This window comes from Streptomyces sp. NRRL B-24085 (assembly GCF_001282115.1).
In the GTDB taxonomy this organism is placed as follows: domain Bacteria; phylum Actinomycetota; class Actinomycetes; order Streptomycetales; family Streptomycetaceae; genus Streptomyces.
The window spans coordinates 55,336-68,804 of the sequence record NZ_LJBR01000015.1 but is presented as its reverse complement, the minus strand read 5'-3'; the positions used below and the strand labels follow the sequence as shown (position 1 = coordinate 68,804).

The following is a 13,469-nucleotide window of genomic DNA, read 5'->3' as shown; positions in this document are numbered from 1 at the left end:
GCCCCCACGGGCCCCCAGGGACCGAACGCCCCGCCGTACCGCACGCGTAGGGCACGCGAACGGCACGCGTACGGCGGTCGCGTGTCGACGTTTACTTGGACGCCCCAGTAACTTCGATGGTATGGACGCTGACGCCATCGAAGAGGGCCGCCGACGTTGGCAGGCCCGGTACGACGCCTCGCGCAGGCGTGAGGCCGACTTCAGCACGCTGTCGGGGGACCCCGTGGAGCCGGTGTACGGGCCGCGGCCGGGGGACGCGTACGAGGGCTTCGAGCGGATCGGGTGGCCGGGGGAGTACCCCTTCACGCGCGGGCTGTATCCGACCGGCTACCGGGGGCGGACCTGGACCATCCGGCAGTTCGCCGGGTTCGGGAACGCCGAGCAGACCAACGAGCGGTACAAGAAGATCCTCGCCAACGGCGGCGGCGGGCTGTCGGTCGCCTTCGACATGCCGACGCTGATGGGACGGGACTCCGACGACCCCCGCGCGCTCGGCGAGGTCGGCCACTGCGGGGTGGCCGTCGACTCGGCGGCCGACATGGAGGTCCTGTTCCGGGACATCCCGCTCGGTGACGTGACGACGTCCATGACGATCAGCGGACCCGCCGTCCCCGTCTTCTGCATGTACCTGGTCGCGGCCGAGCGCCAGGGCGTGGACCCGTCCGTCCTCAACGGGACGCTCCAGACGGACATCTTCAAGGAGTACATCGCACAGAAGGAGTGGCTCTTCCCGCCCGAGCCGCACCTGCGCCTCATCGGCGACCTGATGGAGTACTGCGCGGCCGGCATCCCCGCCTACAAGCCGCTGTCCGTCTCCGGTTACCACATCCGCGAGGCGGGATCCACGGCCGCACAGGAACTCGCCTACACGCTCGCCGACGGCTTCGGCTACGTCGAACTGGGGCTCTCCCGCGGCCTGGACATCGACGTCTTCGCGCCCGGTCTCTCCTTCTTCTTCGACGCGCACGTGGACTTCTTCGAGGAGATCGCCAAGTTCCGTGCGGCGCGGCGCATCTGGGCGCGTTGGATGCGGGACGTGTACGGGGCGCGGTCCGAGAAGGCGCAGTGGCTGCGGTTCCACACCCAGACCGCCGGGGTGTCCCTGACCGCGCAGCAGCCGTACAACAACGTCGTCCGTACGGCGGTCGAGGCGCTCGCGGCCGTGCTCGGCGGGACCAACTCCCTGCACACCAACGCCCTGGACGAGACCCTCGCGCTCCCCTCCGAGCAGGCCGCGGAGATCGCCCTGCGCACCCAGCAGGTACTCATGGAGGAGACCGGGGTCGCCAACGTGGCGGATCCGCTGGGGGGTTCGTGGTTCGTGGAGCAGTTGACAGACCGGATCGAGGCGCAGGCGGAGAAGATCTTCGAGCAGATCAAGGAGCGGGGGCTCAGGGCGCATCCGGACGGGCGGCATCCCATCGGCCCGATGACCTCGGGGATCCTCCAGGGGATCGAGGACGGCTGGTTCACCGGCGAGATCGCGGAGGCGGCCTTCCGCTATCAACAGGCCCTGGAGAAGGGCGAGAAGAAGGTCGTGGGGGTGAACGTCCACCACGGGTCGGTCACCGGGGACCTGGAGATCCTGCGGGTGAGCCACGAGGTGGAGCGGGAGCAGGTGCGAGCGCTGGCCGGCCGCAAGGCGGCGAGGGACGAGAAAGCCGTACGAACTGCCCTGGAGACAATGCTCGTTGCCGCCCGCGACGGATCCAACATGATCGAGCCGATGCTGGACGCGGTACGAGCGGAGGCGACCCTGGGGGAGATCTGCGGGGTGCTGCGGGACGAGTGGGGTATGTACACGGAGCCGGCCGGGTTCTAGACGCCGGTCACCTGCGGTTCGAGAACGGGGAGACCGTACCGCTGGACACGGCCGTCGCCAGGTCTTCGCGCTCGGTGCTACGCGGACCCGTCCGCGTCCGCGGCCCCCCGAAGTCCCAGCAGCAGCACGCGCGTCAGGCCGCGCACCCACGTGGCGTCGGCCGGCTTCGAGCTCACCAGGCAGCGGTGGACCACCGCGCCGGCGACGATGTCGAAGATGAGGTCCGCGGTTCGGGCCGCCTCGAGCGGGTCGGTCTCCGGGGGGAGTTCACCGCGGGACTGGGCTCGGGAGCGGCCCTCCAGAACCAGCCGTTTCTGCCGTTCGACGATCGACTCGCGGATGCGTCCGCGCAGCGCGTCGTCCCGCGTCGACTCCGAGATCACGGCCATGAGACCGCTCTGTGCCTCCGGGCGGGCCAGGATCGCCGCGAACTGGAGGACCACTCCCTCGATGTCCGCGGCGAGCGTCCCGCTGTCGGGGAGTTCCAGTTCGTCGAAGAGTTCGGCCACCGCGTCGACGACCAGTTCGTTCTTGCCGGCCCAGCGGCGGTAGAGGGTGGTTTTCGCGACCCCCGCACGGGTAGCCACATCTCCCAGCGTGAGCTTCGACCAGCCCAGCTCCACCAGCGCCGCCCTCGTCGCCGCGAGGATCGCGGTGTCCGCGGCGGCGCTGCGCGGGCGTCCGGTGGCGCGGGGGGCGGGGCTGCGGCTCTGCATTCTCCGACCATAACCGGCCGTTCTCGAATGGCAGTGAGGGAGATCACCGGGGCGGGGTACCGGGTGGGCACTCGGTGCCATTACGCTACGACTCGTAGCGAAAGCTCGCGACGGACGTACGCGGGCGACGGTGCGCACGGCGTGGGGTGGGGACCCGGCGTCAGGACCGCGCTGCACGACCGGCTTTCACAGCGCTTTTCACAGACGCGCGCGCACGGGGGAGGATAGACGCATGCAGCCACGGAACATGTCCATGAGCGGAGTCGTCGACCTCGCCGCGGTGAAAGCGGCCCAGGAGGCCAAGGCGAAGGCGGAGCAGGCCCGCGCCGAAGCGGCCCGGCACGGCGGCGGCCCGGGTGCCGTCTCCCCGGCCGATCTCGTCATCGACGTAGACGAGGCGGGTTTCGAGCGCGATGTCCTGCAGCGGTCCACCGAGGTCCCGGTCGTCATCGACTTCTGGGCCGAGTGGTGCGAGCCCTGCAAGCAGCTCAGCCCGGTGCTGGAGCAGCTCGTCGTCGAGTACAACGGACGCCTGCTCCTCGCCAAGATCGACGTCGACGCCAACCAGATGCTGATGCAGCAGTTCGGGGTGCAGGGCATCCCGGCCGTGTTCGCCGTCGTCGCCGGGCAGGCCCTGCCGCTCTTCCAGGGCGCGGCCGGCAAGGAGCAGATCCAGCAGACGCTGGACCAGCTGGTGCAGGTCGCCGAGCAGCGCTTCGGGCTGACCGGCCTCACCGTCGACCCGGACGCCCGGCCGGGCGCCGCCCCGCAGCCCGCCGAGGTGCCGGCGGGGCCCTACGACGCGCTCCTCGAAGCCGCCGTACGCGCCCTGGACGCCGGGGACTTCGGCGGGGCCGTGCAGGCCTACAGGAACGTGCTGAGCGACGACCCGGGCAACTCGGAGGCCAAACTGGGGCTCGCCCAGGCGGAATTGCTCCAGCGGGTGCAGTCGCTCGACCCGCAGCAGACGCGCAAGGACGCGGCCGAGAAGCCCGGTGACGCGCAGGCGCAGATCGCCGCCGCCGACCTGGACCTGGTCGGCGGTCACGTCGAGGACGCGTTCGGGCGGCTCATCGACACCGTGCGCCGCACGGCGGGGGACGAGCGGGACACCGTACGGCTGCGGCTCCTTGAGCTCTTCGAGGTGGTCGGGGCCGACGATCCGCGGGTCTCGGCGGCCCGCAGGGCGCTGTCCCGGGCCCTGTTCTGAGGGCGGGAACCGAGCGGGGCGCGAGGCCGGTTCTGACCAGTTGCTAAACGCCCCGGCCTGTGTTGCCCGAGTGAAAGATCTGTCGTCGGGGGGTCACTGCGGCCGCGCTTTGCCAAAACTTGGTAATCGCGGCCGCTGTTACTTCCAGTAAGTCACCGGCGTTGATCTGTCGGATTCTGTCCATCGATCAACTGCTTTGTCCTCCCCCTCTCTGCCACCCAGCGTCGCCGACCGAGACCAGCGGGTCGTTGTTCGGTTATCCGGCCGTTACTACCGAGTAACGAAGCCCCTTGTGCGGGCGGCGAGAATGCACCACGATCGGCGACGCTCGGTCCTTTCCCGTACCCCGACAGCCGGTCGGGCCGCGGGAATCCGTGGGTCCCCACCGAGCAGAGCAGGCGGCAGGTGCGCCGGCTCTTGGACAGGGGGGTCTTCGCCCATCCGGCGAAGCCTGTCCAGCAAGGTTGTGCGTGATGCGTGTCAGGCGCGACCAGTGGTTGTCGCTCGGGGGTGATCGCCGGTGATCGGTGCGCGGTTCGCGCCTCCGAGTACGGGCGCTCTCCTTCCCGAGGACGTAGCACTTCTCCCATCCCTGCCCGGCTGAGCCGTCCTTTCGAGAGGGCAGTCAGGGTCAGGAGATGTACGTCCGAGAAGGAGGAAATATGGAGTCCCAGGTGCGTGGCGGGACCAGATGGAAGCGGTTCGCTGTGGTCATGGTGCCCAGCGTCGCCGCGGCCGCCGCGGTGGGCGTCGGGCTTGCGCAGGGTGCGCTCGCCGCGTCGTTCAGCGTCTCCGGCCAGCAGTTCAAGGTGTCGGCGGATGAGCTGCACGGTACGGGCTTCGCTCAGTACGGCGGTGTAGACACCGTCTACAAGCAGGTCGACGGCAAGGAAAAGACCCAGGTGCCGGTGGCGATCTCGTCGTTCGACGACGCGACCATCACCAAGATGTGCCAGTCAGTCAAGACCACCATCCCCATCATCAACAAGACGTTCTACCTGCGTCTTGACGCGGGTGGTGGCAAGACGCCGGTCTCGGCCCACAACCTCTACATCGATGTTGCTGACCTCCAGGCCAACGCGGAGTTCACGAACATCGACATCGGCGTCGCGGTCAAGGACAAGACCCGCGGTCCCGACGTGAAGGCCGGCGAGAGCGTGCTGCCGGGCGGCTTCGCCCAGCAGGCGGAGAAGGCCGACCTCTACGACGTCAAGCAGACGGCCTGGGCCACCACGGCCGGCACGTTCAAGCTGAGTGGTCTGTCGATGAAGCTCGGCGCGGACGCCAACATGGAGTGCTACTGACGGCTCCGGAGCCGGGATGTCCTGAGGGCGGCTGAGCCGTCCTCAGGGGGGCGGTGGAGCGTTCGCTTCTCCGCCCCACCCGGCCGACCGCGCCAAGGGCACCCCTCCACAGACTCAGACTTTCCGGCTTCTCCACGCCCACGGCCGAGCCGGTATGAACTTCCACCGGACCCAGGGAGCTTTTTCCATGAGTGCCGAGACTCCGGTCCAGACCGCCGGGACCTTCACCCGGCTGCGTCTGCGATTTCGCGCCTGGCGGGGCAACCGGCCGTTCTGGGCGGGCCTGTTCACCCTGCTCGGTGGGGTGCCGATCGCCTACTTCCCGTACGCCACGTTCAAGCTGGGCACCATGTCGATCGCCATGGCGACGACCGCGGGTGCCGGCTCCCTCATCATCGGCGTACTGCTCGTCACGCTGGGCCTGACGATGTGGTTCCAGCAGGCCACTCGCGTGTTCGCCGGGGTCGCAGCGATCGTGCTCTCCCTGGTGTCCCTGGTGGTCTCCAACATCGGCGGCTTCATCCTGGGCTTCCTCTTCGCGCTGATCGGTGGTGCGCTCGCCGTCTCCTGGGCGCCCGGTGCGCCGCCCCGGCCGCAGCCGCTGGACGAGGACGGGACGCAGGGCGGTGCGCCCCAGGCCGCCGACCCCGACACCGCGATCCTCAAGCCGGTCGGGGACGAGCCCGGAGCCGCGTACCCGGCGCCGGAGCACGGCCGGGACGGATCGTCGGACCGGACGCCCGAGAACGCCTGGGCCGGCGGCGACGACGCGAACGGGGGGTACCGTGTCGGCTGAGAACCTCTCCGGCGAGGGCTCCGCGGTCGCCGCGGAGGTCAGAACCGGCCCCCGGCACGCGGCGCCCAAGAAGCCCCTGTTCAACAGGTTCCACATGCCCGCCGGCAAGGCGATAGCCATGGCGGCGATGCCGACGGCCGTTCTCATGGGCATAGGTTTCACGCCGACGCTCGCCCTCGCCGACGACGCACCGACCGCCAAGAGCCTTACGGCGGACGAGTACAAGGACTGCATCGCGGCACTGGACGGCAGCGCCTCCCCGTCCGCCTCGGCGAGCGCTTCGCCCGACGCCACGGCGACACCGTCCCCGTCGGCGTCCTCCGGCTCCGGCTCCAACTCCGGCTCCGGCTCCGGCTCGGACGGTTCCTCTTCGTCGGATTCAGGTTCCGACGACGAGGCCACGCCGACGCCCACGCCGTCCGCCTCCGCGACCAAGCAGGAGAGCAATAGCTCCTCCTCCGACTCCGCGGACTCCGGCACCGCCACGGCGACACCCTCTCCGTCGGCCTCCGCGAGCGACGACGGCAACCTGCTGACGGACATCGGCGACGCGCTCACCGGGATCTTCACGGGTGGCTCCGGGGCCGGCGGTTCGGCCAGCGCCACTCCGACGCCGACCCCCTCCGCCTCGGCGTCGAAGAGCGCGGACGACAGCGCTGGCGACACTGCCAAGGACACGGCCGACAAGGTCACCGGCACGGTCAAGGACACCGTGAAGGACACGACCGGCACGGCGTCCAAGGCGGCCGAGGACACCACCCAGGCCGTCCAGGACACCGCGAAGGCGGCCGAGGAGGCGGCGGCGGACGCCACGGCCTCCCCGAGCCCCTCGGCGAGCTCCACGACCGACCCGGAGGACTGCCCGGCCGCCATGGACGAGGAGGGCGACACCGAGCCCGGTATCACCGTGGCGGACAACGCCTGGACCCTGAAGGCCAGTTCGCTCACCCTCAAGGGCGCCGACTACCAGGGCGTCGTCAAGGTCAGGACCGCGAGCGGCAAGACCAAGAAGGTCCTGAAGTACGTCGTGTCCGGCGGCACCGACATCGGCGACCTCCACCAGATCGTCACCGAGCGCGGCAAGACGTACCACGTGCAGGCGGGCAAGGGCACGACGTCGAAGATCACCGACGGCAAGACGACGATGTACACCGAGAGCATCTCCGGCAACCTGCTGGGGCTGATCCCGGTCACGTTCAGCCCGGACAGCCCCCCGCCCCTGAACATCCCGCTGATCTACTTCACCAACGTGACGGTCCAGCAGGCCGCCCAGTACGGCGGGACCCTGACCGTGCCCGGGATGCACCAGTACAGCGAGGGCTGACCGACGCCCCTCACGAACCCTTCCGGGAGCCGCGGAAAGACTGTGCCCCGCCGGGCCCGCCCCGGCGGGGCACAGCCGCGGGAAGCCGCCTCTCTGGCGCGAAAAGGCTGTCCTGAAGTTCCTGTCCTCCCGAAAATCCCTTCACAGAATCCACATAGTTCCCATACGGTGTTCTTGCCGTGGACATGACCATACGCGGCGCGGGGGCGGCACCGGGGAACACCTGACCTGTGTTCACGGCGTCTTGGTGAGCGCGTGCAGGTCCCCGCCGGCCCCACCGACGGGAACCTCTCGCCTTGATACGCATCTCCCTCAGCCGCCCCCTGCGCAGGGCGGCCGCCCTCGCTCTCGCGGGCGCCGTGACCACTGTGGTCGCGCTCACGACAGCGCACTCCGAGCCACCCGGACCGGATGCCGCGGCAGCGGTCCCCACCGACGGCGCCCCCCTCCTCCAGCAGGCCGCCGCCGACGGCACCGACCTGCTGCCGCTCCTCGCCCGCGGAAAGGACGGCCACCTCTGGGACTACGAGGCCAAGGGCGCCGGCGGCTGGAAGGCTCGCGCCGACCTCGGCACCGGCTACTCCGTGGCCACCGCGCTCGTCCAGGCCGACATCTCCGACAACGGCCGGGGCAACGACCTGTACTTCCGGATCGGCGGCACTCTCTACTACACCGCCGAACGCGGCAACGACACCAAGGTGCTGGGCACCGGCTGGGACCAGTACAACCTCCTCGTCTCCGTCGGCAACATGGCCGGCAGCGCCCAGCCCGACCTGGTCGCCCGCGGTACCGACGGCCAGCTGTGGCTCTACCAGGGCAAGGCCGACGGCACCCTCTCCGCCCGGGTCCGGATGAAGGACTCCACCGGCTGGAACGGCATGAGCGTCATCGCCGGGCGCGGCGACTACACCGGCGACGGCATCGCCGACCTCGTCACCCGCAACAGCGCGGGCAGCCTGCTCATCTACCCCGGCACCGGCAAGGCCACGGCCGACGCGGTGCTCGGCACCAGCATCACCGCGGCCACGAGCGGCTGGAAGGACTACACCGCGGTCGTGTCGACCGGCGACAACACCGGTGACGGCAAGGCGGACCTGATGGCCGTCGACACGGCGGGCGCCCTGTGGCTCTACAAGGGGACCGGCACCGCGAGCGCCCCCTTCGGCGCCCGCACGCAGATCGGCACCAGCGGTTGGACCCAGTACAACCTGCTGTTCTGAGCCCCCTCCCGTCGTCCTCACAGACAGGTTTCCCATGCGTACGAACGCACGCAGACGGGGGCTCCTCGCGAGAACCCGTTTCCTGCCCCTGACCGCGATGGCCGTCGCCGGCGCGATCGCGGTGACGGGCGGTCAACTCCCCGACGTCACCAGCCAGTCCGAGCGGACCGCGAGCACCGCCGACCCGGTCCCCACCGTCTTCGACGCGAAGGCCGCCGAACGCGTCCGCCAGGAGCAGTGCCTCCTCAGCGGAGTCCTGCGCAAGGGCGGCCCCGCGATGAAGGAGACCGCGCGGGCCGGCCTCATCGGTACCGAGGACCAGCTGCACACGGCAGCCGACCCGGAGTACTGGAAGGACACCGCGCTCCACAAGGCGTACAGCAAGGACAAGGCCGCCGCGGACGCCAAGCTGGACGAGCTCTCGGGCCGCCCCGAGGTGTGGGAGGCGTCTCTCTCCGTCGAAGAGCAGCCGCCGCCCTACACCGTCACCGGTTTCACGTGGGTCGAGGCCAAGGACGACCCGTTCGACAAGATCGGTCTGGGGTCCTGGGTCGCCGCTGAGTTCTGGAAGCACGAAGACGATTTCTACGTCGACCCGCACCCCCTGGCGAACAAGACGTCCGTCGACGCCGCCACCGCCGTCTACAAGGCCCGCTACTCGCCGGACGCCTACGAGGACTACGAGGACCGCCAGGCGTGGGAGTCGTTGCAGTTCATGCACGACATGTACGCCGACGACGCCCGGCTCTTCCTCCAGTACGGCGGTTTTCCGACCACCGCTCCCGACCCGGCCTCGATGGAGTCCCGGATCGACGTGGAGAACCTCAAGGCCCGCTTCGCGTCCTGCGCGTACACCGACCCCCAGGACCCGCACCAGGTGCTCGGCGACGAGATCGCCACCGCCCACACCGAGTGGCAGGCGGAGATCGACGGGCAGAAGACCCAGCGGGACGCCATCATCCGGGCCGAGAAGCAGGCCAACGCGGACCTGTCGACTGCCTCGCAGGCACTCGGTGAGGCCCTCGGCCAGTCGCTGATCGCGAGCCGGCTCACGGACTGGCAGGCCTACTGGACCGGTCAGAAGCCCGCCGACCACCCGAACGACTACCCGACCACGGCCGAGTTCACCAAGGTCAAGAAGTGGATCACGGACGCCCAGGGCCGGGCCGGCGGACGCCTCTACGTCGCCTCCCGCGCCGCGCTGTCCGCCAAGACCCAGGCCGACGCGGTGACCCAGGCACAGACGCAGGCGTACGGCATCGCCGACGCGGCCGGACTGCCGCGCGGCCGGGGTCTGCTGTACGGCCAGCAGGCGGCGCAGGTCGCCAAGGCGTCGGCGGCGGCCACCCAGGCCGCGGCGAAGGCCGTGGAGACGGCGTTCAACGCGACCCGGGCCTCCGCCGCCGACAGCAAGACGCTCGACTCCCTCGCCACCACCCAGGCCCACGCGGCCAAGGCGGAGTTCCGGCGCATCGCCGCGCAGGAGGCCGAGGCCCAGGCCAAGGCCGCCGCGGAGGGGGCAGCCGCCCAGGCGGAGGAGGCGGCCAAGCACGCCTCCGAGGCCAAGGCCGCGGAGAACAAGGCGAAGGCGGCCGAGCAGACCGCCAAGAACGCGGCGGCCGACGCGAAGGCCAAGCGGCAGAAGGCCGAGGCCGAGCGGGACTACGCCAAGTCGCAGGCGGACCTCGCCGCGTCCGAGCGCAACAAGGCGCACGACGCCGAAGCCCGCGCGCAGTCCCAGCGGCAGATCGCCGCCGACAAACTGTCCGACGCGCAGGCCGCGGGCGGCACGGCCGCCGACAAGAAGGACGCCGCGCTCGCCGCCGAGAACCGGGCACAGAGGGCCCGTAACGGCGCGCTCGCCGCCGAGGACCGCCGTGACGCGCTGGTCGCCAAGGCGGAGGCCGCGGAAGCGTTGCTCGCTGCCGTGGACGGCACCGCCGACGCCATCGAGGCCCGGCAGGCCGCCACCAAGGCCCGCTCGGCGGCCGACGACGCCACGGCCGCGGCCACGCAGGCCCGCCAGGCGGCGAACGAGGCCACCGCGGCGGCCACCAACGCGCGTGAGGCGGCCACCAGGGCCCAGGGAGCGGCCAAGCGCGCCCAGGCCGCCGCGGACGGCGCCCAGCGCGATGTCGCCATCACCGGGGCCGCCGTCACCAAGGCGCATGCGGCCGCCGCCGACGCGATCGCCGCCTCGCGGGCCGCCAAGTGGAACGCGATCGCCGCCAAGGCCGAGGCCGAGACCGCGCAGAAGGCCGCCGCCAAGGCGCGCGGTGACGCGTTGGTCGCCCGCTCCGAAGCCACGCTCGCCGGCGCCGACGCGATCCGCACCGCCGGGCACGCCTACTCCACCGCGCAGGCCGCCGCGGCCGCGCGGGACTCGGCAGCGAAGGTCGTCAAACCCGCCAACGACGCCATCGAGCTGGGCTCCCCGTACGCGGAGACCGACTCCTCGGCGGGTCTCGCGGTACTGACCGGTCAGGCCGCGAAGACGGCCGCCCAGCAGCAGGTCGCCGTCGCCAACGCCAAGGCGGCGCAGGCCAAGAAGGCGGCCGCCGAGGCAAAGGCGCTGGCGGCCCAGGCGAACGCCGACGCGAAGGCGGCTGCCGAGGCGGCGGCGAACGCGGCGGAGTGGGCTGCGCAGGCCACCGCCTCCGCTGCGGCGGCGCAGTCCTCGTCCGACGCGGCGACGGCCTCCGCCAAGGCGGCTCAGCGGTCCGAGGCCAACACCGTCGAGTACGACAAGCAGGCGGAGGCCGACGCTGCCGCCGCGCAGACCGCGGCCACCGCGGCCGACGGCCACGCCACCGACGCGGACGCCTCCGCCGACGCCGCCGAGCGGGACGCGGCGAGCGCCCGCAGCGCGGCCGACGCGGCCGAGGCCGACGCGTCCGCCGCGCGGTCCGTCGCCGACAAGGCGGAACGGGACGCGACCGAGGCCGAGGCCGCCGCGGCCAACGCCCGCAACCTCGCCGTGGAGGCCGCCGAGGCCGCCATCCGCACCCAGCAGGTCGACTTCGAGGACCGCAAGGAGCAGGAGCGCACCGCCGACGGCGGCGGCACCGGCGTCGAGGGCGTCGTGATGAAGCCCAGCGGCGACTCCAGGGTGGACATCAACCCGCTGAGCGACTGCGTGGGCAGCCACTCCGGCGGCGACATCGGCTGCGAGATCGACCTCGAGTTCCACATCTACGGCGAGATGGACTTCTACGTCGAGTCCTGCCCGCTGCCCGGTGTGGACCGAGCCCACTGCGGCTCGTCGATCCAGCGCGACTACCTCACGAGCTCTCCCTTGGACGTCAAGTTCAAGGAGGAGAACGTCCACATCGACGGGATCAAGCTCACCGAGTCCGTCCTGAAGGCTGTCGCCACCGGAGCCGTGGCGGACATCGTCGGCTGCTACAAGCGCAAGCTCAGCAGCTGCGCCTGGCTGTTCGGCAGCATCATCATCCCGGGCCTGCTGGTGAAGGCGGCGGAGGCGGCCTTCGCGGTCCGCACCGCGATGCGCGGCGGGACCGGGATCGGCCGTGCCATCTGGGGGCTCCGCGGCTCGGGGATGTCGGCGTCCGCCGCGGCCAGACTGGAGAGCATCGGTCGGCAGGCCTTGCAGTCGATGTGTTTCCCGGCTGGCACCGAGGTCGCCACCGAACACGGCACCAAGCCGATCGAGGAGATCCGGGCGGGCGACCGGGTCTGGGCGCAGGACCCGGAGACGGGCGAGCGCCGACTGCGCACGGTCGCCGGGGTCATGCAGCGCACCACCGACGCCCTTGTCTCCGTCGACATCGGCATGGAGACCCTCCGGGCCACGACCGAGCACCCCTTCTGGGTGCGGGGTAAGGGTTGGACGGGCGCCCGAGCACTGCGTCCCGGCGACTGGCTGACCACCCTGGATGGCAAGGGAGCGCGGGTCGAGTCGGTCTCGGTGAAGCGCGCACCGGTCCAGGTGTTCAACTTCGAGGTTGAGGGAGACCACACCTATTTCGTGGGTGCCTCCCGGGTGCTGGTGCACAATGCCTGTCGGATCTGGCCGAACAACGGGGCTGCCACGCTCGCAGAGGAACTCGCCCTTGCCGAACGGCTCGGTATCCGGCCCGCCAAGCCGGGATCCGCGAACTGGGACAAGTACCTCGACATGGACGGCGAACTGATCAAGTGGGCCGTGCTACAGGACGGAGAGCTGGTGATCATGCCGAAGATCGTGCAGGGTGCCGAGCTCTCCCACCCCGTGCTCAGCGGTGGGGCCGCAGTGCGGGCTGCGGGCGAGGCCTCCGTGGTTCGGGGCGGTGGTCAGTACTTTGGGGTGGAGATCAACGCCCGAAGCGGTCACTTCTTCAAACAGGGCGACCCGTTCTGGGCTCCGGGCGGCGGAGCCGAGCAGCTCGGTAGGGAGCTGTTCGAGGCGGCTGGGGTTGTGTTCCCGTGACCGGAGTCTTCGATGACCTGTTCCGGCTCGATCTCGACGGCCATGTGCGCCGCTGGTCGGCGCCGGGCGTCGCCGTGGTCGACGGGGACGTGAGCCAGTGGATGGCCGCGGCCCAGCAGTTCGCCGCCCGGCTTCAGATCAGTCCGAGCGGGCCGACCTGGCTGACCGACGAGCAGTGGCGCGAGATCGGGGTCGCGTGGGCGGCGCTGCTGGCGGCCGCCGAGCGGTCCGTCGGGGAACAGCGCAACGAGTGGCTGCTGCGAGACCTGTGGCTGCGGTCCTGGCTCCTGGACCACATGGGGCCGCGCGAGGGTGTCGCGTTGCTCGACCCCGAGACCGTGCTGGAACGCGCGCTCGCAGCCATGCCCGTGAGCGTGGAGGAGGCCGTCCGGCTGGCCTCGTGGTGGCGGGAGCTCGAACCCGAGGAGATTCTCGCCAACCGTGAGCAGATCCTGGCGCTTCGGATGATCCGGCGGTTGCTCGCCACGGTGAGGCCGCTGGCCGGCCTCCTTGCGGATCATCCCCGCTGGAGCGAGGTCGAGGAGTGGGTGCAGGTGGCTGAACGACTGCCGTGACCCCCCCCCGGCTGCGACGGCACCGAGGGCGCTCCCCTTCACAGGGGAGCGCCCTCGGTGTCGTACAAGAAAG

The 13,469-nt window shown here is 70.8% G+C and carries 9 protein-coding genes; 8 read left to right on the top strand and 1 reads right to left on the bottom strand.

Features of this window, described 5'->3' with window-relative positions:
- The first annotated feature begins 121 nt into the window (after nucleotides 1-121).
- Nucleotides 122-1,822, top strand: coding sequence for an acyl-CoA mutase large subunit family protein (locus AOJ26_RS02080; protein ID WP_053846411.1), 1,701 nt, complete (start codon nucleotides 122-124; stop codon nucleotides 1,820-1,822).
- A 77-nt stretch (nucleotides 1,823-1,899) separates the two neighbouring features.
- On the opposite strand, the gene AOJ26_RS02075 is transcribed toward AOJ26_RS02080, so the two are convergent.
- A complete protein-coding gene (locus AOJ26_RS02075; protein ID WP_053846410.1) occupies nucleotides 1,900-2,538 on the bottom strand; it encodes a TetR/AcrR family transcriptional regulator in 639 nt (212 codons plus the stop codon).
- A 232-nt stretch (nucleotides 2,539-2,770) separates the two neighbouring features.
- On the opposite strand from AOJ26_RS02075, the gene AOJ26_RS02070 reads away from it, so the two are divergent.
- The 7 genes from AOJ26_RS02070 to AOJ26_RS02040 all read left to right on the top strand — a co-directional run bounded on the left by AOJ26_RS02070 (nucleotide 2,771) and on the right by AOJ26_RS02040 (nucleotide 13,396).
- Complete coding sequence (locus AOJ26_RS02070; protein WP_053846409.1) at nucleotides 2,771-3,748, top strand: tetratricopeptide repeat protein; 978 nt, start codon at nucleotides 2,771-2,773, stop codon at nucleotides 3,746-3,748.
- Between the two features lie 662 nt (nucleotides 3,749-4,410).
- Complete coding sequence (locus tag AOJ26_RS02065) at nucleotides 4,411-5,052, top strand: DUF6230 family protein (protein ID WP_053846408.1); 642 nt, start codon at nucleotides 4,411-4,413, stop codon at nucleotides 5,050-5,052.
- Nucleotides 5,053-5,239: 187 nt separating this feature from the next.
- Nucleotides 5,240-5,848: a DUF6114 domain-containing protein gene (locus tag AOJ26_RS02060; RefSeq protein WP_053846407.1), complete on the top strand. Its 609-nt coding sequence runs from the start codon at nucleotides 5,240-5,242 to the stop codon at nucleotides 5,846-5,848.
- Nucleotides 5,838-7,172: a hypothetical protein gene (locus AOJ26_RS02055; RefSeq protein ID WP_053846406.1), complete on the top strand. Its 1,335-nt coding sequence runs from the start codon at nucleotides 5,838-5,840 to the stop codon at nucleotides 7,170-7,172. The genes AOJ26_RS02060 and AOJ26_RS02055 overlap by 11 nt, the downstream gene beginning before the upstream one ends.
- 296 nt (nucleotides 7,173-7,468) lie before the next feature.
- Nucleotides 7,469-8,392 carry an FG-GAP repeat domain-containing protein gene (locus AOJ26_RS02050; protein ID WP_234358405.1) on the top strand — a complete coding sequence of 308 codons (924 nt, stop codon included), beginning with the start codon at nucleotides 7,469-7,471 and terminating at the stop codon, nucleotides 8,390-8,392.
- Nucleotides 8,393-8,426: 34 nt separating this feature from the next.
- Nucleotides 8,427-12,821 carry a polymorphic toxin-type HINT domain-containing protein gene (locus AOJ26_RS02045; RefSeq protein ID WP_143663505.1) on the top strand — a complete coding sequence of 1,465 codons (4,395 nt, stop codon included), beginning with the start codon at nucleotides 8,427-8,429 and terminating at the stop codon, nucleotides 12,819-12,821.
- Nucleotides 12,818-13,396 (top strand): hypothetical protein, encoded by a 579-nt coding sequence (locus AOJ26_RS02040; RefSeq protein ID WP_053846404.1) that lies wholly within the window; start codon nucleotides 12,818-12,820, stop codon nucleotides 13,394-13,396. Before AOJ26_RS02045 ends, AOJ26_RS02040 begins: the two co-directional genes overlap by 4 nt.
- Nucleotides 13,397-13,469 lie beyond the last annotated feature (73 nt).

Coding starts and splice junctions, on each gene's coding strand:
- AOJ26_RS02080 (WP_053846411.1), top strand. CDS start 122: ATGGACGCTGACGCCATCGAAGAGGGCCGCCGACGTTGGCAGGCCCGG.
- AOJ26_RS02075 (WP_053846410.1), bottom strand. CDS start 2,538: ATGCAGAGCCGCAGCCCCGCCCCCCGCGCCACCGGACGCCCGCGCAGC.
- AOJ26_RS02070 (WP_053846409.1), top strand. CDS start 2,771: ATGCAGCCACGGAACATGTCCATGAGCGGAGTCGTCGACCTCGCCGCG.
- AOJ26_RS02065 (WP_053846408.1), top strand. CDS start 4,411: ATGGAGTCCCAGGTGCGTGGCGGGACCAGATGGAAGCGGTTCGCTGTG.
- AOJ26_RS02060 (WP_053846407.1), top strand. CDS start 5,240: ATGAGTGCCGAGACTCCGGTCCAGACCGCCGGGACCTTCACCCGGCTG.
- AOJ26_RS02045 (WP_143663505.1), top strand. CDS start 8,427: ATGCGTACGAACGCACGCAGACGGGGGCTCCTCGCGAGAACCCGTTTC.